We start from the raw sequence: 23,291 nt of genomic DNA on the forward strand, positions 1-23,291 counted from the left end.
TTTGCTAAAACTGCATTATAATCAATGACAAAATCTAAACAATAGAAAATAATTCAGCCACCGTAAACCTTATTGACATTTGCCGCCATTGCAGCCGCCGCACCTGCATCGCATCTTTATCAGCAGCTCCGGCAGCTCCAGCAGCGAGTTTATCCTGTAATCAGGTGCATAACTCTCATCCGGCGGCCGGTTATCCTGTGTCCTTTCCGGCGAGCAGACATGTATTGTCGGCATTCCCAGCGATTTCGGGCCTGCAAAATCCCACGCGGCGTTATCCGCGATATACACACATTCGTCAGGCGTATGATTTAGACGCTCAAGGAGAACCTCGAACCCTTTGGCGGAGGGTTTCCAGAACTCCCTGCCAAGCTCTTCAGTAAAGAGAACCTGAGCAAACCGCTCTTCGATTCCCAGTGCATCGAGCTTGTACTGCTGGGCAGGCAGATAACCGTTTGAGAGCATCGCCAGGCGAAAATCCCCGCCGAGCACATCAAGCACCGCACGCGTATCTTCGGGAAGGGAAATATCCGGCCGGTGATTGCGGAAAACATCCAGCACCCTGGAAACCATCTGCTTATCCGGCTCAATACCGGCGGCGATAAAGGCTGAATTGAAAATATCCTTGCGAACACCTTCGCTGAAACTGTTCCACATTACATCAAAAGCCGCCGTGGCATCCATACCGTAAAACTCTTGCATAAAACGGCTTACTGCGGAGAATCCGCTGCGGTAATATTCACGCTCCGGGTAGAGCGTATCATCCATATCAAAAATCAGGCATTTAAGCATAATATCAGTCCGGCTAATAATCGTTTGATTTCTTGTTTCGATGTCCTGGAAAACATTAAACCACACGCCGCCGATATTGTCAATAAAATCAATGTTTATGACAATTATAGTCTGTTAAATTTTGGTTTGATTATTGGCTTTACCAAACCTTGCAATATGTTATGGGTTTTGCATGTCGTCGTAGAGCCGCGTTTATTATCACGATGGTTTTTGTTCGCTATCTTCTTGGCTGACCGGTTCATCCGTTTTAACAGAAAACGGCGCATGTACCGAGCGTATGTGCAGGTCCTGCTGCGGGAAGGCGATTTCTATGCCCGCCTTGCGGAACTCCTGGTCAATCTGGTTATTTATCTCGTGGAGCACCTTGAGCCTGTTTTCAATGCTGTTTAAGTACGCCCGCATCTCAAAGAGAAGCGCACTGCTGCCGAACGACTGAAAAAACACGATCGGTTTTGGATCTGTTTTTATAACTTCAGGGTGCCTGTAGGCTACCTTGTATAGCAGTTCTTCGGCCTTTTTGGTATCCGAGCCGTAAGCGATGCCGACCGGAAAATCCAGGCGTATTATATTATCGCTGAGCGACCAGTTTATCAGCCGGTTGATGATGAATTCCTTGTTGGGCACAACCATTTCTTTTTTGTCCCATTTACGTATAGTCGTTGCCCGAATCTGTATCTTTGTTACCAGCCCGCTTGTATCGCCGATGGTAACGTAATCGCCGACACGTATCGGCTGTTCAAAGAGGATTATAAGGCCGCATACAAAGTTGGCGAATATCTCCTGAAGCCCGAAGCCAAGCCCAACAGAGACCGCCGCCACAAGCCACTGCACCGTTTTCCAGGTTATGCCCACAGCGGAAAAGGCCATAATAATACCAGCTGTTACGATGATATATCGTGTAATTGTATTGACGGCAAAACGCACACCGGAATTGATTGGCAGGTTTTTCAGAATCAGCATCTCCAGAGCTCCGGGGATGTTTCGGCCGAGCATAACCGCAAGAACCGCGATAAATATCGCCTTAAGAACATCAAAAAGATAAAAAATCTGCTCATTGCCGAGGCTGTCGGTCCTTGACCATAGCCTGATCTGTGCCAGCTCATACATCGCGGGGAATGTCTCCGACCAGATCAGCCATAAACCGAATATGGCTGTCAGTCCAACGGCAATACGTATGAGCCGTTTCATCTGTGCAGTTAATATCTCCATTTCTCGCTGCTGGTTTACCTTCTCCTGTTCGATTATTTCGCTCTCAGGCTTCTTTTCAGAAGAGTTTTCTTTGCCGGTTTTTTCCAGAATCTGCTTAGCTTTGATTTTTTTTGCTACGAGATACTTGAAGTGTGTAACCTTAAGCCAGCGGCTCAATACTGCACTTAGAAGGATTATCATGAAAATCAGCAGCAGCGTCTGTTCAATTTTTGAGAATAAAAACGTAGCCGCGTAAAGGTAACCCGACTCTGCCATAATAATCATGATCGCCGGTACGATAAAACATAACGGGTAGAAGAGATACTTAAGTTTATCAATCCAGCCGCCGCGATGATCGCCAATGTGCGCGGCAATGAATTTGCCCCCAGGACGGAAAATCACTAACAGATAAACCATCAAAACAGCGGCCGCCGCAAAAAACAGCATCCTGCCAAGCGAATTATACCATTCGACATCGACCGTTTGTGTGTAGAGAATCTCGGTAATCAGTATTATCGGAATGTATATAATCAAAAACCAGCTGGTATGGCGTCTGAGCCATCTGATACTTTCTTTGTGCAGGTTGAGATGGTTTATCGCCGGGCCCCAGCCGGCTGTGATATGGCGAAACAAAAACAAAAATGCAAGCTGAACAGAAAGATTATCCAGCGATGCGGTAAGCGCAGTAACAAACGGATCTGTCGGTGCGGCAGTATTCAGCCTCCAGTAGAAAAACATCAAAACAGCGGGCACAGGCATTGCCATAACACCCGTCATCAGCAGGCTCGCCAAAGTCTGCCTGAAACTGTCTGAATATTTGTGAGCCGTATTCTCGTTGGTGAACTTTATCTTCCGTTTTAGTTTTGGCTGGGCCCAGAGATAATACGGAATCAGCAATATCAGAATCAGATAAGCGGAGTGATTTGATTTGAAATCGGCCAAAATCGCGGCTGCAAGCGGCTCCCAGTGCGGCCCGAAGAGCCAGTTGAGCGCTTCCCGAACAGATTCAAAAGTCTGCCTGTTAAATCTCGAAGCACTTTTCACCCATAGAATATTCGAATCAATCAGTCCGGCATAATCATCTATCAGCCTGACAAAATCCCGTTCCTGAACATCGAGTTTGCCAAGTATCCCCGCATAGGTACCGTAATATCCGCTGACTGAGCCGAGTATTTTCCGCCGGTCTTTATACAGCTGGACAAGCTGATTGAACAGGTCGTCATACTCCTGTTCGCTGATGCTGTGCTGTGACTGCTCAATAACATCCTTTGCCTCTCGTTCTACATTGGCAAGCCTGGCCCATTCACGGTCAAAATTGCGGCTTTCGAATCTGGCTATCGACATTTCGGAGAGCCGCTCATTTATATTCTTTCTGTATTTTGCAGGGTCAGGCAGTGAGTTGCGTTTGGTCAGCAGGATGACACCCATAACATCTGTCACCTTGCCGGCCACCTCGATATCTTCACGAAGCTCTTTATAATCCATCTGGAGGCGGGCCCGCTTTTCAAGTATTTTGAGCCTGTACTGAGAAACCTCTTCAATTTTGGCAACGATCTGCGTCTGTTTTTTTGCCAGCTCTGAGTTATACTCGGCGGCCTTCTGGAGTAGAGGGTGGGCGGTCTGGGCGATTTGTTTCGCTGTCAGAGCCTCTTTGGCTGTTTTTTCCGCGTCTGTTTTCCTCGCCTGGGCGGTCTTCTCCTGCCAGAAGCTGAAGGTCTTGTGGTCGTTTTCAAGCCTGCTTGCGGAAAGGTCGCGGCGTAAAGAAAGCAGCTCGCCGGCGGTGTTGTAGAAAAGCTGTTCTTCCAACAGGCTCTCAAGAAGCGCCTTTTTCGCCTGTATCTGCGCCTGAATATAGTACATATTTGCCCGCGAGAGTAAATCCTCGCCCGTGAATGCCTTCAGATTGAATCGTGCCTCAAGTGAATCGATGGTTTCCCTGATCGTCAGCACCTCTGCGGGAATCGCCGCCAAACGCTGCTCACGGCGTTTAGGCTCTGCCATGAGCTCCTTATACACACGGTAGCTCTCGGCAATCTGGGTCTGCGCTTCATTGAGACGCTGTTCCATTTGCTCAAGTGTCATCTCAGCCGGGACCTGAGGTTCAGAAAAACCCCCTGCATTGCTGAGCTGTTCTTTGACTGCTTCCCTTCGCTGGGGTATCTGTTGGCGGTCTGATATGTATTGCTGACGCGTTTGTGAGTGATTTTGGGCTAATTTGAGCTGGGCTATCGCCTTGTTGAGCAAATCTCCGGCCGATGCCAATGTCTCCTCGGGAACATTAGAAAGTGATTCGGTGCGGCTCAGCTCTGCCTCGACCTGCTCAATAGTCAAGGTAACCGCTGACTCAGAGACTGCCGGCTCACCCGCCGGCGGCAGAGCAGTTGAGTCTAAAGAACTCTGAGGCTGCGCGATTGAAAAAGCAGCCCCGGCAAAAAGAAAGAAAAAGACTTGAAATCCACATATAATATGACGAGCATTCAGCATAATGTTACCCGCAGAAAAGGTTTTTACTAAAAGTGCAAAGATTCGTCTAAGAATCAATACACAAACAACAGTGCATTATACCAGTTCTGCCCCGAAAATCAAGTAATGACTATACTCAAAACACAAATCGTGTGTGACATTTATTTGCGGGGGCGGCCGGTCGTGAAGGTTACTATCTTCCGTTCAAGCTCAAGCATCCGCCGTTTCAGGCCGGTTGTATCAACTGTACTGCCCATGAATCCCCCCGCCGTTCCGGCAGCGTTTATAACCCTGTGGCAGGGAATAATCAGCGGCAGAGGATTATTCGCCATTATACTGCCGACCGCTCTGGCGGCTTTGGGAGAGCCTGCCCGGGCTCCAAGAGCCGAATAGCTTATTGTCTCTCCGGGCCTGAGCTTTCTGCATTCAAGCAGCACCCTGCGGGCAAAATCGCTTTTATCAAGCAAAATATCAACATCGCAGAAACCGTCCATTACTCCCCTGTCGAAATAACCTACAATACGTTTCCGCAACTCGGGCATAAGACGCTGATTTTTACGAAACCCATTTGCCGGCATATCATCACCGATACTGCCCGGCAGCCAGAGGTGTGTTAGCCTCCGTTCAAAAGCCGCGAACCCCGTTGTTCCCCAGCCGGTTTCAAAAACGCAGTATTGCTGATCCATGAAATCTTACTCCATGACTATATACGGCAGATTCCGCATTGATTCTCCGGAAATATCAAACAATGAAAAACTATCTTTTAGACGATATGTTTGATAATCTCTTCAATATCGTTTGCGGACTCAACCGGAGGATTGCTGAACTCGCCTTCGCTGTTCTTATGATAGCTTACCGTTTTGTCCGGATCCTTGAGCAGATGCCCCGTCAGCACACAGGCGACCCTTTCGGATTTGCCGATAGTGCCGTCAGCAAGCATATCCCGCAGCCCGGCGATTGTCGCCGCCGAAGCCGGTTCACAGCCCATGCCGTAACGGCCGACAAGAGCCTTGGCATCGCAAATCTGCTCATCAGTAACCTTGCGTACAATGCCGTCACAGATGTCGATAGAACGGAGACATTTTTTCAGGTTTACCGGACGGGATATTTCTATCGCCGAGGCAATTGTGTGAGGCGAAAAATGTCTCGCGGTAAAGTCGGCATAAAGGGCTTGAACCTCCTTCATATTAACATTGCCGCCGTTCCATTTCAAGCCGCGTTCGTTTACCAGGTAGGAAAGAGTATCTGCACCGGCGGCGTTTATTATCGCCAGCCGGGGTATCCTGTCAATCAGGCCCAGCTCTTTAAGCTCAAAAAACGCCTTGCCGAAAGCGCTGGAATTGCCGAGGTTGCCGCCGGGCACGATAATCCAGTCGGGAACCTCCCAGCCCAGGCCCTCAATAATGCGGTACATAATCGTTTTCTGCCCTTCAAGCCGGAATGGGTTGAGCGAGTTTAGCAGGTATATATTCAGACGCGTACAGACTTCCTGCACCTGTTTCATGCAGTCATCAAAATCGCCCTGTATCTGGATTGTGTTGGCGCCGTAGTCCATGGCCTGGCTGAGCTTGCCGAAAGCGATACGCCCCGAGCCGATAAATACGGTGCACTTCATGCCGCAGGCGTGAGCATACAGAGCCACCGCCGCGGAGGTGTTGCCCGTTGATGCGCATGCGCAGGATTTTGCTCCTACCATAACCGCATGGCTGAAAGCCGCCGTCATGCCGTTGTCCTTGAAAGAGCCCGATGGGTTCATGCCCTCGTACTCAAGGTGCAGAGAGCCTTTGTCCATACCCAGAAAGGCCGCCAGCTCATCATTCTGCTGAAGCAGTGTCTGGCCCTCGCCAACGGTTACACGATGCTTATCCTCACAAAAGTTGAGCAGCTCGCGAAACCGCCAGACACCCGAAAAATCGAGCGGGTTATTGCGTGTTGCCCAGCGATTGGCGAAATCGCTCATTTTTGCAGGTACCGTGGTTTTATCCCAGTCATATAAAATATCGAGCAGATCTCCGCAGTCGGGGCATTTGAACATTGCCTGGCCGCAGTCAAATTCGCTGCCGCAATCAGGGTTTATACACTTTTGAATCGCTGATATATTCATTTTAAGGCTGTATCCTTGTAATTATCATTAGCTGATGTTGTTGAGCAAACCGCTTATCTCGGCGACCTTTTCGCTAAGCAGCTCGCTGGTCTTGGCTTCTACATTCAAACGCAGGTACGGCTCGGTATTGCTCGGGCGGGAATTGAACCACCAGTCCTTGTACTGGATGGTAACTCCGTCGAGATCATCATACTGGCCGTCAGAATAACGCACTTTAAGCTCCTTGAGAGCTTTGGCCTTGTCGGAAACCTTAAAGTTTATCTCCCCGCTGCCGTGATACCTGCGAAGCGGCTCTATCATCTCACTGACCGGTTTGCCGCTCCTGCTCAGCAGGTTGAGCATATGAACAAATGTTATCATTCCTGAATCGGCGTGAAAGTTGGCCGCGTAATAAAAATGCCCGCTAAGCTCACCGCCAAACGCGGCGTGGCAGTCGCGAAGTGTCTTTTTCATAAACGAGTGTCCTACCCGCTCCCGCCGCGGCGTTCCGCCTGCAGCGATGATCTCTTCCCGAACAACCCAGCTGCTGCGCAGGTCGTAGATAACCGTTGTACCGGGATGCTTTTCGAGGAAGTAAGGCGCCATAAGAGCGGTAAATAGATCACAGCTGACGCTGCGGCCTTTTTCATCAATTACCATAAGCCTGTCCGCGTCGCCGTCAAAACATACGCCCGCATCCGCCTCTTCTGCGACTACAGTTTCCTTGAGCTCTTTGAGGTTATCCTCGTCAAGCGGGTTGGGCTCGTGCTTAAAAGTGCCGTCATAAGTCATATTTAAAGCGATAATGTCTATCGGCAGGTCACCAAACAACGCCGGCACCATCCTCGCCGCCATTCCGTTGGAAGCGTCAATTGCAATTTTTAAAGGTTTTATGTTTTTATCAAGAAACTGAAGTACGTGCTTTTTGTACTGCTCAGTGAGGTCAACCTGCTTAAAAGAGCCGGTTTCGTTACCCTTGGTATGCAGCAGTGACGAAGCGATATGACGAATCTCCTTGAGTCCGGTATCGCCGCTGACGGGCTTGGCCTGGAGGCCGCTGATCTTGAAACCGTTGTAATTTGCCGGATTGTGAGAAGCGGTTACCTGAATGCCGCCGCAGGTCTTTAAGTGGTTTATGGCAAAGTACATCTGAGGCGTATCGATCATGCCGATATCGATAACATCCGCCCCGGAGCTTCGAAGGCCGCTGATAAGCGATTTGGAGATCGATTCCCCGTGAGTGCGCATATCCCTGCCTACGCAGACGGCGTGAGAGTTCTCCATGCCGCGTTCGTAACCGTGCAGAAGCGAGCGGAGATACTGCCCCGTCGCATAGCCGATCTTCCAGGCAGCCGTCTCATCGAGCTGATCAGGATAGATACCTCTTATGTCATAAGCCTTGAAAATAGCTTCATCCATAGCCGTGATTCTCCATATATTAGAGTAAATTAGTTTTGTATATCTGTCACCTACATTTAGTTTAAGAATAATACCCTCTCTGTCAATTATTTATGCAGTTTCAAAATTAGCGGTTGAGATATATCAAACAGTCATACCGCAGTCGATAAATATCTGAAAGTTGAACATGGATTTGTCAATTTCTCTCACCGGACAAACAAAAAGGGAAGCGACCCGAAAAGGACCGCCTCCCTTAGTTTTTAGAAGTGTTTATTCTGACTCAAGTTAAGGCTATTCAGCAGCCGGCCAGAGAATTTCTTCAAGCCAGTCCGCCGCGACTATTTCAAAGTCTGCAATGCCTACAACACCGTCCCCTGAGGGGTCTGCGTTGGACACGAGGTCCTGAACGATATTTTCCTCATTTGCAAGCCAGACAATCTCGGCCTGAGAGAGTTCTTTGTCATACATACGGAACTCATCGATCTTACCGTACCAGACCCACTTGTTGAAATCAAAGCGTCCGCCGATGCTAAAGTCCGTTACATCAGGAGCATGCGACAAGTCCTCAACCCCATTCATCTGGGCGATGAGAACTCCATTTTTGTATATCTTCTGGGTTCCTTCTGTAACGTTTTTTGTCAGAGCAAAGTGGTTCCACTTGCCTGCAAAATCGCCGGGCTGCTCAACTGTCCATCTCAGGAAGTCACTGCTTGATGCCCAGGTATAGTTCGGAGCACCGCTCGCTATGTACCACGGAGCATGGAACTTAAACACATGCAGATTCTCAACATCCGGATTCATGGCCGCAAGAATAAGGGCATTGTCATTTGGCTGGTTCGCAGGGTCGCCGTATGCCCAGATCGAGAAAGTAACCTCATCGGTAACGCCGGCCAGCGAAGCAGTCGGAACTTCTATCGCGTAAGTCCCGTCAAGTACAAGACATCCGGTTCCGCTCCAACGTGAGCTGGCAACGCCGTCGCCGGCCCAGGTTGGGCTTGCTGCGGTGTATTCCTCTACAAGTTTGATCTCACCGTCAAAGCTGTTACCGGAAGAGTCCACTGAGGTTCCGCCGGTGCCGTCTTCAAAAGCGTAGTAGATCACAGGTGATACCGCCGGCTCGGCTGCTGCAAATGAACCGCCGGTCATACCCCAATCCTGCGCAATTTCTACAAAATCGTTGAGGTTTATCTCGCAGTTGCCGGTAAGGTCGGAATCACCATCAAACTGGCGGCAGATAAAGGTGTACAGGCGGATATCATCTACATAGATGGTGCCTGTTCCGCCCTCTGCAGCTCCGTCGCCTACCCCGACAGAGTAAGAAACTACATCTGTAAGGTCAACGCCTGCCGCGGCAAATTCACCGAGATCGAAGTAGTAGTCAACCCATGACGGGCTGCCGTCTGAGTCAACCTGCCAGTCATACATAATGAAATCTGCCGGTTCGCCGTCAAACATCACCGTTGCGCTGTTTCCGCTTCCATCAGCAATTCCCACATAAAGCATTTCAGGCGAATTGGTTTCCATGCCGCGGATACTAAGACGCAGCGACTGAACATTTTCGGCTGTAAAATCAGTTATAGCCGGTGAGGTACAGGTAACTTCATCATAGTAAGGAGCCGCTGTGGTGTCATATACAAATTTCATTGCTCCGGCGTCTGAACGTACAATTGTTGTCTCAAGCTCGGGCGAGCCATTCCATACGGCCTGAAGCGCTTCAGTGTCTGCATACGTCTCGAAGTATTCAAGCGGAAGCATTGACTCTACATCAAAGCCCCATACCTCGCCTGTTACAATACCGCCCTGGTCGTCAACCTCATCAACCCGCCAGTAATAATCTCCGTTTAGAGCGAGTGTGATGTCAACATCCCAGGCTGTTGCTGCCTGGCGGCCTTTATATATACCGGCTGTATTGGTATCAGCTGCCAAAACAGCATCGTAGTCATCGCCGAAATAGACATCATGCTCTACCGCATCGGAGCCGGCCTGCCATTCAAGGACAAGCGTATTTATGTCGGCCGAGCTTACAGTAGTATTATTAACCGGTGTCGGATCCCAGGCTTCAGGGCCTATCAGCTCAGCGGTTACCACTGTTATTGTGTTATTCTGATCATCTGTTGTAACCTCAATTGTCGGTGGTTTGTAGCCGTCTGAAGAATAGAATTTACCTTCGGCGACATAACCGGCTACCGCCGCGGAATCATTACCTGCGAGGGTTAATACACCTGTTCCGCCAATCTCGAACTCTGAATTCAGGTTCATAACAAGATTGTTCGTCTTGATCTCACCGCCGGCAAGGGTGATCTTTGACTCAAATTCACCTTCAGTGCCCCTGTTAGCCGGGTTGAACTGAACCGCGGCTGCTTGTATAAGCCCACCGGTCATATTAACATAACCATTACCGGGGGAAGTACTGGCATTACCACGGCAAAGGTTGAAGTTGCCGCAGGTTATCTGGCCGTCGTTCATGTTAAGAGTACCTGTACCGGGTGCAAACTCGCCTATAAGAAAAAAACGCGTTGTAAGATCATAATGACCGCCATTGATTTCCAGTACCGCATTGCCCATACGGCTCAGAAAGTTCTGTGAGTTGGGTTCATAAATTGTACCGCCATTGAGCGTTAGCTTCCCGCCGGAACCGGCAGCCCAACCCAGACGAACCTGCTGGCCAACCTCGACAGTGCCTGAATTGACTATCAGGCCCTTGTCCGCCAGATCAGCCGTGCTGCCGACATACAGGTAGAGACATTCTGTCGTGCAGCCGCCGTCAACAACGCAGTTGCCGGCACCCGGATCATCAATGTAAACATCGTCAGCGGAAGTGGGCAGTACCATTTCAAACCAGTTGTCGGTTAAACACCAGTCACCGTCTGCTCCGCCAACCGGCCCCCACCAGTTAACACTGCCGGCATTGACACTGATTGTCAAAATAAAAAGACTCACAAAATACAACATTTTTTTTGCCATGGTCATTACCTCCAAGTAATAATTATAAATGGATTATTTAACGATACATAACTCTGTACCGGGTCACATATCATTTTACTTTTTGCATTAATAAACTTTAAAGCTCTTCATCCAGGGTGCATAGCGGTTCCACCTTGCGGCGGCGGCATCCCCGGCTCCTGCAAGAGTCCAGGGCCCTTTTGTATCAAAGCCCCTGTGCCAGAGAAGCGTCCAGTTTTCTTTAAGCCCTACAGTTCGGGCAGAGCCGTCAACAAATACCATATTGATATTGCCGTCGTGGCGGTTTATCGTCCAGCGGCGCATTAAATCCTTGGTGTTGCTGGTTGCGGGTTCGCCATCATACCGCGGCGGCATATCGTTATATTTCGGCCAGCCGCCGTTGGCACCGTGATGGTCACCAAACACGGGAATCTGGTCTGCATTGTCGAGAGTGCTGAAACCTCGCCAGTAACTGTCAAAATCATTTCCCATTAATCCGTCTTTTTCGTTTTTAGGGCTTAGAATCCAGTTGTTCATTCCATAGCTGTAGTATTCATCCCCAACACGCACCAGATCGTATCCGGTTACATCTGAATCGCCGGCACCCTTTACCTCCTGGTACCTCCAGAAAGGCTTTGAATTGTGCGGCGCAGGCCTGTTTTCAGATGTATTGGGACATACCATAACATCAGCGGACTGGCCGTAATAGGGATAAAGCTGAGTCTGCCAGCTCATCTCCTTGATGCTGTTGCCCGACTCCATCAATTTGCCGCCGTGGTCTTCGGCAAACATTATAAAAAGCAGCCCGCATGAACGGAGGTTTGAACGGCATACAACATTCTTAGCCATATTCCGCGCTCTCTGTAGTGAAGGCATAAGGATTGCCATCAACAGGGCAATAATCGAAATCACCACAAGCAGTTCAATAAGTGTAAAACCTTTTTTACGTTTCATTTTTCAATACCTCATTATATCAAAACATATTTCAACTTTTTTACTAACCGCTGCTGGCCCGTACAACAAGAGTCGTCGGCATCACCTTATGAACAGGACGGCTAATCTGCCCATTAATCTGCATGTATAACATTTTAGCAGCGTCGCAGCCCAGCTCAACAGGACACTGCTTCACGCTTGTCAGGGGTGTCGGCAGTTTATTGCAGAACGGAAGATTCCCAAAGCCTGCGACAAATACATCTTCACCGATACGATAACCGCGGGAAAAAGCAGATTCATAAACCCTGTTAGCGGCATAATCGTTAACCGCAAAAACACTGTAAGAATCAAGCCTGTTCTCATTAAAAAGTCTCTCTGCGGCGATTATTTCAAATTCACGTGAACTTTGATGTTTCTCAGATAACACACTTTCACGCACCCCAATATCTATGAAATATTTATCACAATCGAAATAGCCGTGCGTTTCCATAGCACTGCGCCAGCCTCTGTAACGGTTTTCCGAGGATGACGGCTCGCCTGTATTGCCAACATAAAAAACCGGCTGATTATGCTTCTCTAAAAGGTGAGAGACCGCTGCAAATGCGCCGCCAAAATCATCACTCGTTACAGACCCGGCATTAACGCCGGCAAGTTCACGGTCAACACAGACTATCTGCACGCCGGCGGCGGCTATTCTGCCCAGCGATTCCTCATAGCCCAGCCTGTCAAAAGGCATAACTATAAGACCGTCCATATGACCAATAAAACTCTCTATGCTGTCCCGGGCAAGACTGTGTTTTCTTTGGGCGTTTACAACCGTAAGCTCTAAATCAGTTTTTTCATTAACAAAATTGCGGATTCCCTCGCTGATCAGGCCGCAAAACGGATTATCTTCCCATTGTATATAAACTATTTCCTTCTTTGACTTAACGATTGCGCCGATATTTGGTTTATAATCTATATAGCCTTCACCCTCCAGCCGTGCCAGGGCAGATTTGACCGTGCGGTAATTTGCGGAATAACAGACCGACAGATCTGAAACGGTTGGAAGTTTTCCAGACTTGAGCGAGGATGAAGTGATGATTTTGCGTAAAGAGAGATAAATATCATCTGCACTTGCCCGTTTGTCAGTGCCGCCATTCATATCTTTACTAATCATTTTAAGCAATTCAACCAATAATACTCTCACTAATACTAAATACTATGTATTAACATTGTACTATTTTATGCATTCAGTGTGCATTGTCAACAGAAAAATAGAAACATTACGCAGAAAATGGCAAAAACTGTAATTACAAATCTATGGACGAGAAAGACCTTAAACTTAACAGCTCCGGGGCATCGCGGCCTGTTGGCGAACCGTGCGGGTTGTTACAGGATTCAGAGACGCATGCAATGCTTATCTACTATGAGTAAAATGATACTTTGGAGCGGCGGGAGAATCCGTTGCGGCACCGCTTTTGAAATGCAAAAAAAAAGAGGCCGGGCATTGCGTATGAATCAAACGCTACCAGTTTTCGTTAGGTCTGCGGCCTGTACACCGCTCGCCAAGTGTCCTTCTGGGACATCCTCTGATTCTTACGCCATCCCGGCCATAAGGTGGTCGGGTTCTCACATGCGTCAGCTGCTCGACAGCGTTCGTTAGCATGTCAACGGTTTTACCCGTTTCTCTGCCGCGTATCCTGCCGCAACGACTGCTGGCACTTATGATTCCCCGACCATAAGGTGGCCGGGTTCCCACATGCGTCAGCTGCTCGACAGCGTTCGTTAACATGTCAACGGTTTTACCCGTTTCTCTGCCGCGTATCCTGCCGCAACGACTGCTGGCACTTATGATTCCCCGACCATAAGGTGGTCGGGTTCTCACATGCGTCAGCTGCTCGACAGCGTTCGTTAGCATGTCAACGGTTTTACCCGTTTCTCTGCCGCGTATCCTGCCGTAACGGCTGCTGGCACTTATGATTCCCCGACCATAAAGCGGCCGGACTAACCAACATAACCCAGAACTGCATCATTTTATGTTTTAAAATGATCAATACTGAATCACCTTAATCCGGCCTTCTTTTCGTCACTTTATTTAATTGTTAACCAAACTTAATGTTCAACTACTAATATACATTGAATTCACAAACTGTCAATAAAAAATTTTTAGATTTCTCTTGAAAAAGATAGATACGTAATTAGAATGCTTCTATCATCGGTCAATATCCCTTTCAAATTACTTGCCTTACAAATCAAACAAAAATCAGGGAATTTTCATAACTTTTTTTTAAATTTCTGGTTTGCCGAGGCTCAGACATTTTAAAAGAGAACCGCCGCCCTCACGGGCTTTTTGGGTGCAGAATTTTTGTCAGCGAATTGGAGATATATAATAATGTTTTGAAACGCCCTCAATGTCATTATAAAAGAAAAAGGCGGTTTTATCAGCTTTCTCAATGACCTTTATAACGTCCGGAAGCTCTTCCTGTGTAACAATCGCCCGAAGGATATTAACATTAGCATCTGAGTAGCCGCCAATGCCCTGCTCTCTTGTAAACGTCCTGTGGGGCAGCATCGCCCTTATATCCTCTCCAATCCGGTTTGGGTTTCTTGTAATGATGTTGACCAGCACAAGTTTGAATTTACGGTAGAAATTATTGAGAGTCTCCGAGCTCATAAATATATATATTGTCGTGTACATCAGGGTGTTTATGACCGGCTCAATCTGCCATGTCTTGACAAACGCAAGAATTAAGCCAAACAGAGTTGACATGACAGCTGCGATAACCGCGATATTCCCCACAGGCTTGAGATATTTCATAGACAAATAAGCTGAAGGAATATCCTCGTCGCCGGTGGAGGCACCATAGCGAAACGCAATTGCCTTAGCCAGACCCGCAAGGATTCCGCCAAAAATAACCAATATTATACGCTCATTTTGCGGTTCGGGGCTGGCGAATTGATAATCAGGCAGAACCGCAAGCATTCCCACAACTGTCCCGATAACAATCATAGTTCTTATAGCGAAGCGAGCCCCTATTTTGCAAAAGGCGAAAATTATCAGAATCGCCTGGAAAATGAGATAAAGCCATATAAATAATTTCTGGTTTTCAAAATAATACGATGTGGCGATCGATATCCCCTCTGTTCCGGTCATGATAACCTGTGAGGGGTACACAAAATACTTAATCGCTGCAGAATAGACCAATCCCGCTAAAATGCAAGCTGCATAAGCGTTTATGATTTTAAATATCTTAGAAATAGTATATTTTGCTGCCATGTTTTTTATTATAGCATATTCATTTTTTCTTTCAATCTCACAGACAAATATATGTTCCAGACCCGGGCACTATCGGTTGTAACATCCGGCTCTTCTGCTTAAATGCAAAAGTTTAAGATTATCCTATTGAAGAACCTGTAAGGCCCCATTATAATCCTGAAACGTTTTTTAAGAATTTCGACAGGTTAAGAATCTCGGAACTAATATGAATACTGGCAAATTATTGTTGTTTACGGTTATTTTGAGCTCGATAATATCAGCCGGCTGCTCGCCGCAGACTGACAGGGACAAATGGCAAAACGCCCTTCTTCCGGACTGCTCACCTCCGGCCCAAACTGTTAACCTTGTTGACATTAAGTCGCAAGAGCCCGACATTAAACTTGCCATGATAACCATGCAGGGACATGCCAACTCCGGCAGCAAGAGCAGGCTCTGCTTCGAGGTGTGGACAAAAGCCTCCGGAAACACGCCTCAGCGGTTCTGGCTGGATTACTTCAAGAAAAAGGGCCGCATTACAGAGATAAACCAAATGTCTATCGATGATTGCATAGATAAATATCAAAGCTGCTACGACAAAGTCATCATATACGACCCTGACCTGCCTGTTACCATAAACATAGCGACAATGATAGGTTCCGTCGAAAAGGGTATCGTTGCTGCCGCCGCCCAGGCAGAAAGATTCGCCGGCAGGTATGGAAAAGAAATCATTGATCTTAGAGGAAGATGGAAAAGCAATATCGAGGCCCAGGAATGGGCACTGGATACGCTTTGGCCGAAAATGAATCACTCCGTCCTGGCATGTCAGCACCCAACTTTCGCTGAACACCATTTGCGGGATTACCTCATCAGACACAAGGTGTTCCAGTTCTGGGTAACCGGCAAAAACGCCGAGGACAACGAAAAAAGCGATTATGAGATAGAAAAATGCTTTGCTGAGAGGCTTTTTGCCATGACAGAGCCCAATATACCGCTCATCGGCTGGATTGACGGCGGAGCAGATGACCACGGATTATCAGAATACTACGGCGTCGGGCTTGCCGGCCGCTACGGCAAGGTAATGCTCGGCAGTAACTGGGGCATAAACCTGAGCTTTCATGGCGGAATAAACGTTGATTTCGAGGCAATGACCGCTGATTACAGGTCAAGAAAACCATCGAAAACCGTTGAGCTCGAAGACGACAAGGTATATGTTGCCCTGGCTGTACAGGAATCAGGAGATGCCCCGATCTACTGGGAATGCGTACAGAAAAAGGCCTGGGACGACCCGGGCAGGGGCAGGATCCCCTTCGGCTGGTCAATCGCTCCCGGAGTATTTGAAATGTGCCCCGGCATCATAGAGTGGTTCTACGAAAACGCCACAGAGAACGACCACTTCTACTTCTGTCTCTCCGGTCTGGCGTACTGCCACCCATACCGCAACTTTCTGGACAGAACGCCTGAACCGCAGGCAGCCTTTGAGCAGCAGCTGGATATAGTAAACAGATACGCCAGAATGGCAGGGATAAGACAGATGGGGCTTTACACGGACGCGTGGCTGGATTTTGACCGTGAGAAAAATGACCCGATAACGTTAAATTTCGCCCAGGGGCTTGAAGGCATCAACACACTGATAATGGGCATGGGCAGAGATGAAAACGCGCTGGAAATCGGCCCGAATTATTTTATCGGAGACAACAAAACGCTTGTTTCCCACGTAGTAAACCGCTGGGACGCGGCGAAGGTGCAGGACCGTGACGAGGCCAACCGCAGATTCCTCGCAGATGACATCCGCAGGCATACACCAAAAGAGCGGCCGGCGTTTATCTACGTGCATCCGCTGAGCTGGTCTTATTTTCCCTCGGATATGATAAAGGTCATGGAAATGCTGCCCGATGAGTATGTTGTCGTTTCGCAGGACGAATACTACCGGCTTTATTCAGAGCACACGGGCAAAAACTAATCACCCTCTGGGGAATTCGTTTTTTCTATTGGCACCTCATTATCAGTTCAGTTTGTAAAGCGTATTTTGACGGAAGGATTGAAGTCTTAGATCCTGGAATTTTACAAGATCTCTCGTCAAATTACAGGAGTTTACATAAAACTGACATACCCATCCTTATACGCTGTCGGTACTTTCCACCTGCGGCCCGGCTCAAGAACCGGTATTTTCTCATTATGCACAGCCGCGTTATTCGTCCTTCCGTTTAACGGAACTGTTATCTTATCAGACTCAAATGTCTTGCTGCCGGCAAACGTCGTCAGATCTTTATTAAAACTTATTGTAACTTTACAGGGCACATCTGTTCTAACGTTGATATCAATATCAAAACCTATTGAGTGGGTAATTGTGTGGGTTTTGCCGATGGTGAAGTCGGCCTTGCCGTCGCCATGGTCTGTCATTTGACCCTGCCAGAAAATAAAATCACGGTTGTAATCAAATTCATAATCTGCCGCGCCGGCAATCTCAACACTGCCCTCAATCGGCTCTCCATGCCAGCGGTAATGCAGTATGATATTACGGTCGTCTCTTCTGGTTGTCCATATAAAACCGGCTGTCTCCTCCCAAGCCGGCTCACGGCCCGGGATTCTCTGCCTCGTGTGCGTAAAGTCAGTCCGGGATAACATAATCTCGACATTTTCCGCGGCGGCGGAGCCGTTATTGACAACGAAGACTTCTCCGCCCGCTGTCCTCTCTACAGACAGCTCAGGCAGCGATTTTTTCACAACCCAGATCGGGCTCGAATAAGCCCTGTTTTCATCTTTTTGAATAACGGCTACTGTATATGCACGCATCGTTTCAGCAGGCTCAAGCCCCCCAAATGTGCATTTAATATCTTTGACATTTCCAAACTTTTTACTTTCAACAAGGTTCATACCGTTGAACAGGTTTACACTTTCAATCAAATCCGTACCCGCGGCCTCTACTTCGATGCTGAAGTTTTCGTCGCAGCGAAGAATCTCTCCAAACGATACTCCAAGAGCACGAACATCAAGAAAAATTCTCTCACCTGTGGTTGCATAGGCAGCCCGATCATGAAAGGCATCCATTACCCCCTGTCGGCTGAAGTTATTTGTCATAACCGCGGTAAGCCCTTGCGGGTGGTCATGATGAGGGGCGACACCGCCGGGATTTCTTCTGCCGGGCAGGCCGGTGTGAGAATCAGAGTCCCCCAGAACACCCAGCCTGTAACCTTTCTCAAGTGCCCATAGATAACTGTGGGCATCGCTGTTTCGCACCCCCCCGAAAAGTGAATGTTCCGGCCACCTGCCGTACGGGTCGAACGCATCTCCCCAATCAGAATAGACCTCGATACATGGCGTAAGAGCTTTTCCCGCGGAGTTGCTCACTTCCTGTAAAGGGCGGTAAGGGAATACGTCTGCGTGTTTATGCGGAATGAAAAGCGCTTCACAGTTTTTAAGTTTTTCCTGAAGAGTAAATCCGCAATCTTCATACTTGTCTGTAAAAATTTTATCCATATTATCCATATCTGCCTCGGCAAGATAGATATTGTAGTGCCCCATATCCATGCTTGACCATTCATAACCGATAAGAGTTACGAAATCATCGCTATTGTAACGATTCGCGGCAGTTATGGTATCTTTCCAAGACTCATAGGGACTTACCGGATGTCCGAGCCTCCAGCGAAGCAGCCGACCCGCACCCCCTTGTTTGCGGGGCATAGCTCCAAGGTGGTCACTCAGTGAAACATAATCCATTCCAGAGACTTCTCTGGCAAAACTGTAAAATGTATCCAGATCATCGCCCCAGCATTCCGAGTATTGGCCGTGGTTATGGATATTCCCCCAGTAAATGGGAGCCTTAACATCATTGCGAACAATTACAGGATTGCTTTCAAAGATTTCCTTTGCCCCGTCGAGTCTTGCTCTAAGCCGATAAATCCCAGGTTTAGTAATAGATATATTTTTAAGCAATTTAGAGCATCTATCCTTCTTAGAAAATTTTAAAGTTTTAGATGCCCCCTCAAAACCGGTTGAATCCTCAATTATTGCATTGCCCTCAAATACAGGAAATGCCCTGCTGTCGAATTCGTCCGTTACAGAAATCCGCATATCAAATTTACTGCCGGCCTTCACAAGAGACGGGGCGAATATTCGAAGTGCCGAAGCAGGAGCAGGCTTAATGTTTATTTTCGGCAGCGCGTATGCCCAGCCTTTGACCTGCCAGTCATATTCTTTTCCGGCTTGAGGCGGATTCCAGGGTTGTTTATAAGTGTTTTTATCAGACGCTTTTGCGGCATGAGTTTCATCAAATCCCGTGTAAATTTCAAATGTAAGATTACTGACCGGCACCGGATTTATCAGAGCGGTTATCTCACCTTTATCATCAGTATTGCCAAGCTGTACAGCGAAACTATCACCTCTTTTTATGCCTTCTGGAAAAACCATCTTAACCTCACGGAAACCAACACCATGAACAGCTTGAGGTATCAAATCAACTTTTGGCAGAGTGTTTTTGTATTCAACCACTTTCATATCAGTGCTCGGAGGGCAGTGGAAAAGAGATTTTACGCTTACAGGCTCAATAAGAACCCTGTGGTAAGACCCTGCCGGCAGACCCAGACCTGTATGCTCATAGCAAAGCTCAACACGTGTTTTTCTGCCCGATACAAGCGTCTCAGGGCTCAAGGCCCAATTACCGGGAGCTGAGCCGGCTCCGGATTCGTAAGAAAAAGCGGTATTGAGAATATTCCTTCTCAAAATATAACCTGAAAATACAGCCATATTAGAATGGAGCAAAAAGGATCTCCTGCTGAGCTTATTATGCATTTGCTTACCTCCGGCAAGATTCTATAATAATATGTAAACTTTAAAACATTACATTATCTTATCATTTCTGGTGGCTAAAGCAACATTATTTTTCATATTTTGCATTACGGCAAATTTATTTTAGTGAATGAGCAGCCAAAATTACAAATCGCCGCCAGAAGCATCCAGCCGATTGTCCTCGAGTACAGCGTCGGGAGAATTCTGAATCACTATCGCCTTTGAATCGGCGTCATCGATTTGCGGTGATGCAATGGTATTGTTACGAATTACAGCAGATGAATTTGCCAATACCAGCTGGTTCTGCTTGTTGTCTCCAATCCAGCATTTTTCCACCGTAGGAGTGCCGCCCATTACGAACACCCCGACTGTATTGCCGGTAATTTTGCAGTTTCGTATTATCGGCCGTGCCTGTTTTGCCTGCATGGAAAACGACATTACAAGCAATCCGCTTGAAGCGTTGGTCAACGTTACGCCCTCAAGTACCGCGCCGCTGCCCTCACCCTGCGTAAAGATCGCCGCGGCCTGGGCTCCCTGTGCATCAATCACGGTTTTGGCGACAATCTCCGGTTCCAGCGGGTCTATGCCGGTTATGCGTATCTCCTTGCCCGCAAAGTTGATCTGCTCGTTATATGTACCGGGAGAAAGCACTATAACATCGCCGGCGGAGGCATGGGAGACAGCGTCTCTGATCGTCTCATAAACCGCGGCGGATGTGCGGTTGTATATTCTGCCCGCAAGAGCTGTTATAGAATGGTTTTGCGAGATTCCTTTAAACTCGTATTCAGTAACAGCGCCTACAGACTCGCCGTCAACGATAACGTCGCCACTCTGGCCGGCAGGGAAACTGATTCGAAAACCGGCATCCTGTCCTTTTTTAAGCGTAATATCCGCCGCGGGCTCAATAACCGCCCCGCCGACTGATTGCACACGTATGGCATGAACGCCGCCTTCGAGTAAATCGGGAATCCCGTTTTTGTCATCATCCCTGTCAAATCCGACAATTGTAAACTTTAAAACGTTCCTGTCGTTTCCGGCATAGATATTGCCCTGCCCATCGGCGGCAACACCTGATAAGGTTCCAAATTGTGCCGGTTTGCCCTGCTGCTGCCAGCTTGAGAATGAATATATAAACCGCCCTTGACGGTCAAATATCTGAAGCCGCGAATTGAACGGGTCGGCAACATAAACAAGCTCTAACTTGGGGTCAGCGGCAATATCGTATGGATATACAAACTCGCCGGAATCTCTGCCGGGCGAGCCCCAGGATTTTATAAATTTGCCGCCGGCAGCGAATTTCTGGATACGGTGATTTGCGATGTCAACAACATAAAGATTTCCATCTGGGTCAATATCGATTCCCTGCGGAAAACGAAATTCTCCCGCAGCGCTGCCGGGCCCTCCGAAGGTCTTTGAGAGAACGGGCTTACTTCCATTGACATCGTAAACCTTGATGCGGCATTCGCCTGCGGATACCGCGTAGAGCCGGCCGCGGGACTGGTCAAGGGCGATATCTGAGATCCACTTGCCGGAGCCGAAAATGGTTGAGCGGTATTTGCTGTCCCAGCCTGGCGGCACCTTGCTTCGCAGCTTCTTCCAGCCGAGGCTTTTGGTGCGGTAATCCATGTCAAATTCGCGGATATAGCTGTTTGCCCAGGCACTCCCGCCGCCGCCGTCGATGATGCGGTTTGACATGTAAACTTTGCCCCGTATGTTGTCCACGCAGCAGCCGCCGGGGAAGTAGAGATGGTCCCAGAAACCGCCCCAGCTTACCGCCCTTTCCGGCGAGGTTTCGTCTTTGTCTCTGATGACGGCATTGCAGACCGCAGAATTCACAGAATAAAGATACTGATTGCTGTCTATTACCATTCTGGCGGGGTGTTGACTGCCATAGGGAGCATAGGGCTTTGCGGTGTTTACCGTTTCGCCGGCGTATTTAATGCGGGCATCGGCGGTAATGCCTTTGGGCTGAGATTTAAACCGCAGCGGCTTTTCGTCCTGCCGGAAACATTTGCAGTCCGGCGAAACAGCGTAGATTTCAGAGCTGCCGTCTTTGTCCTGCTCGGCTGTAAATGCTATGGGCATCTGGTCCTTGCCGGCGAAATTGACATCGAGAATCCTTATCTTTAAGCCGCCGCCTGTGTAAACAAGCCGCTCTTGTGTCCAGCCGCCCGCTGAGGGCTTCTTTATAAGCATAAGCTCATTATTTTTATGTACATAGAACAGCCAGAGACCGCCCTGCTTGTCCTGAACCGTTATATATTCGCTCGCCGCGGCAAGCTGGTTCTCCGTTTCTGTTATTTGCAAGCCCGTTTCTTTAAACTTGAGTCCCTTTTCATAGACATGATTATTTTTCTGATAGAAGAATTTTATGCCGCCGCCCTGCAAGACCTCAAGCCTCACCGTGCGGCTGACATCGGAATCAACAATCGGGGCATAGTCAAAGGACCCGCCCTGAGAAAAGCCGCTGCCGTTGAACCACGACCACTCTCCGCCGGCGTTTTCGTCGTAAAGCAGCATCGATGTAATGGAACCTTTAGTGCCGGCATATCCAAAGGTTACAATATATCTGCCATTGTCGATGCGGGCTATACGGGGGTTGGTATATTTCTCGCCCTTGGCAGCTTTAGGATTCGGCAGGGCATACCTGGCGACATCACGTGTCGGCGGCCATGAGTTATCCTTGTACCAGCCGCCGTTTTGGCTGTCCCACCTGCGCCAACGCTGTTTTGAGTTGTTACGGTCGTAATTTACGGCAACGAGCTTGTCGCCGTAGCCGCCGTTAAGCCAGTCGCCCTTTGTGCTTATGAGAATCCCTGTTCCGCTGTGCGGATCAAAAGCCATATCTCCTTTAACACCGTTCCAGGCATCCACCAGAGCCGACATGCCGAACCGCTGATACTCTGCGCCAGAGACCCAGAACCGGCTGCCGGCGGTGCCGTCGTATTCGAGATTGACAACGCCGCCGTGTATATCCATTCCTATAAGAGAGTTACGGATACCGCCGGATGGGAAACACGCCGCGGCGAAAAACGCATCTTCGCTCCCCTCAACGGCAAAGATATTCACCGGATCAGAGAACGCGGCTATCGTATTGGACAAGGATTGCGGCACCGCGTCCGAATCAGCAGACCACTTGCCGCCGGAATAAACCTGCCATTGGTATGAGGGCTGACTGCCGCAGCACTGAAACCTGCCCATCGCCGCGGGGATTTTCTGGTCGTTATAGATATAAACCAGGTCTCCGCTGCCGGTTACCACGGTTTTTAAGAACACCGCAGAACCCCGAGCCGGAGAGCCGCTGTTCAGGGCATACCCGCCGTTGACCCTCTGCCAGGGCTGCTCATCGCATATCCCCAGCGACGCGGCAGAAACCGCCAACAACATAAACGCAATTACTGCCCTGAGGGAAACACCTGATATGGGATATAGTCTAAACATATACTTAGACTAACACCCCAAACAATCCGA

General features: G+C 48.5%; 13 protein-coding genes. 1 reads left to right on the forward strand and 12 read right to left on the reverse strand.

The window, feature by feature from the left end; all coding sequences use genetic code 11:
* Positions 1–69 precede the first annotated feature (69 nt).
* The 10 genes from SMSP2_RS08525 to SMSP2_RS08570 all read right to left on the reverse strand — a co-directional run bounded on the left by SMSP2_RS08525 (position 70) and on the right by SMSP2_RS08570 (position 15,056).
* Entirely contained in the window at positions 70–789 is a 720-nt protein-coding gene (locus SMSP2_RS08525; protein WP_146683541.1) for an HAD family hydrolase, read from the reverse strand.
* A 198-nt stretch (positions 790–987) separates the two neighbouring features.
* A complete protein-coding gene (locus tag SMSP2_RS08530; RefSeq protein ID WP_146683542.1) occupies positions 988–4,461 on the reverse strand; it encodes a mechanosensitive ion channel domain-containing protein in 3,474 nt (1,157 codons plus the stop codon).
* Positions 4,462–4,601: 140 nt separating this feature from the next.
* Positions 4,602–5,126: a methylated-DNA--[protein]-cysteine S-methyltransferase gene (locus tag SMSP2_RS08535; RefSeq protein ID WP_146683543.1), complete on the reverse strand. Its 525-nt coding sequence runs from the start codon at positions 5,124–5,126 to the stop codon at positions 4,602–4,604.
* A 77-nt stretch (positions 5,127–5,203) separates the two neighbouring features.
* Positions 5,204–6,544, reverse strand: coding sequence for a threonine synthase (gene thrC, locus SMSP2_RS08540; protein ID WP_146683544.1), 1,341 nt, complete (start codon positions 6,542–6,544; stop codon positions 5,204–5,206).
* A gap of 27 nt (positions 6,545–6,571) precedes the next feature.
* Positions 6,572–7,942 carry a phosphomannomutase/phosphoglucomutase gene (locus SMSP2_RS08545; protein WP_146683545.1) on the reverse strand — a complete coding sequence of 457 codons (1,371 nt, stop codon included), beginning with the start codon at positions 7,940–7,942 and terminating at the stop codon, positions 6,572–6,574.
* 270 nt (positions 7,943–8,212) lie between these two features.
* Positions 8,213–10,885 carry a LamG domain-containing protein gene (locus SMSP2_RS08550; RefSeq protein WP_186804649.1) on the reverse strand — a complete coding sequence of 891 codons (2,673 nt, stop codon included), beginning with the start codon at positions 10,883–10,885 and terminating at the stop codon, positions 8,213–8,215.
* Positions 10,886–10,972: 87 nt separating this feature from the next.
* Positions 10,973–11,818 (reverse strand): type II secretion system protein, encoded by an 846-nt coding sequence (locus SMSP2_RS08555; RefSeq protein ID WP_146683547.1) that lies wholly within the window; start codon positions 11,816–11,818, stop codon positions 10,973–10,975.
* A gap of 43 nt (positions 11,819–11,861) precedes the next feature.
* A complete protein-coding gene (locus SMSP2_RS08560) occupies positions 11,862–12,956 on the reverse strand; it encodes a substrate-binding domain-containing protein (protein ID WP_146683548.1) in 1,095 nt (364 codons plus the stop codon).
* 348 nt (positions 12,957–13,304) lie between these two features.
* On the reverse strand, positions 13,305–13,697 hold the full coding sequence (locus SMSP2_RS08565; protein ID WP_146683549.1) for a hypothetical protein: 393 nt from the start codon (positions 13,695–13,697) through the stop codon (positions 13,305–13,307).
* A gap of 450 nt (positions 13,698–14,147) precedes the next feature.
* On the reverse strand, positions 14,148–15,056 hold the full coding sequence (locus SMSP2_RS08570) for a YitT family protein (RefSeq protein ID WP_146683550.1): 909 nt from the start codon (positions 15,054–15,056) through the stop codon (positions 14,148–14,150).
* 205 nt (positions 15,057–15,261) lie between these two features.
* Between SMSP2_RS08570 and SMSP2_RS08575 the strand changes: the two genes are divergently transcribed.
* A complete protein-coding gene (locus SMSP2_RS08575) occupies positions 15,262–16,995 on the forward strand; it encodes a GxGYxYP domain-containing protein (RefSeq protein ID WP_146683551.1) in 1,734 nt (577 codons plus the stop codon).
* Between the two features lie 131 nt (positions 16,996–17,126).
* On the opposite strand, the gene SMSP2_RS08580 is transcribed toward SMSP2_RS08575, so the two are convergent.
* Positions 17,127–19,754 (reverse strand): hypothetical protein, encoded by a 2,628-nt coding sequence (locus SMSP2_RS08580; protein WP_146683552.1) that lies wholly within the window; start codon positions 19,752–19,754, stop codon positions 17,127–17,129.
* A 210-nt stretch (positions 19,755–19,964) separates the two neighbouring features.
* A complete protein-coding gene (locus tag SMSP2_RS08585; protein WP_146683553.1) occupies positions 19,965–23,261 on the reverse strand; it encodes a right-handed parallel beta-helix repeat-containing protein in 3,297 nt (1,098 codons plus the stop codon).
* Positions 23,262–23,291 lie beyond the last annotated feature (30 nt).

Origin of the sequence: Limihaloglobus sulfuriphilus (assembly GCF_001999965.1) — a bacterium.
Taxonomy (GTDB): Bacteria; Planctomycetota; Phycisphaerae; order Sedimentisphaerales; family Sedimentisphaeraceae; genus Limihaloglobus; species Limihaloglobus sulfuriphilus.

Bases quoted from the DNA above. Each gene is read 5' to 3' on its own strand.
- SMSP2_RS08565 (WP_146683549.1), bottom strand. From the start codon at position 13,697: ATGCTAACGAACGCTGTCGAGCAGCTGACGCATGTGAGAACCCGACCA.
- SMSP2_RS08550 (WP_186804649.1), bottom strand. From the start codon at position 10,885: ATGGCAAAAAAAATGTTGTATTTTGTGAGTCTTTTTATTTTGACAATC.
- thrC (WP_146683544.1), bottom strand. From the start codon at position 6,544: ATGAATATATCAGCGATTCAAAAGTGTATAAACCCTGATTGCGGCAGC.
- SMSP2_RS08585 (WP_146683553.1), bottom strand. From the start codon at position 23,261: ATGTTTAGACTATATCCCATATCAGGTGTTTCCCTCAGGGCAGTAATT.
- SMSP2_RS08560 (WP_146683548.1), bottom strand. From the start codon at position 12,956: ATGATTAGTAAAGATATGAATGGCGGCACTGACAAACGGGCAAGTGCA.
- SMSP2_RS08525 (WP_146683541.1), bottom strand. From the start codon at position 789: ATGCTTAAATGCCTGATTTTTGATATGGATGATACGCTCTACCCGGAG.
- SMSP2_RS08555 (WP_146683547.1), bottom strand. From the start codon at position 11,818: ATGAAACGTAAAAAAGGTTTTACACTTATTGAACTGCTTGTGGTGATT.
- SMSP2_RS08575 (WP_146683551.1), top strand. From the start codon at position 15,262: ATGAATACTGGCAAATTATTGTTGTTTACGGTTATTTTGAGCTCGATA.
- SMSP2_RS08530 (WP_146683542.1), bottom strand. From the start codon at position 4,461: ATGCTGAATGCTCGTCATATTATATGTGGATTTCAAGTCTTTTTCTTT.
- SMSP2_RS08545 (WP_146683545.1), bottom strand. From the start codon at position 7,942: ATGGATGAAGCTATTTTCAAGGCTTATGACATAAGAGGTATCTATCCT.
- SMSP2_RS08570 (WP_146683550.1), bottom strand. From the start codon at position 15,056: ATGGCAGCAAAATATACTATTTCTAAGATATTTAAAATCATAAACGCT.
- SMSP2_RS08535 (WP_146683543.1), bottom strand. From the start codon at position 5,126: ATGGATCAGCAATACTGCGTTTTTGAAACCGGCTGGGGAACAACGGGG.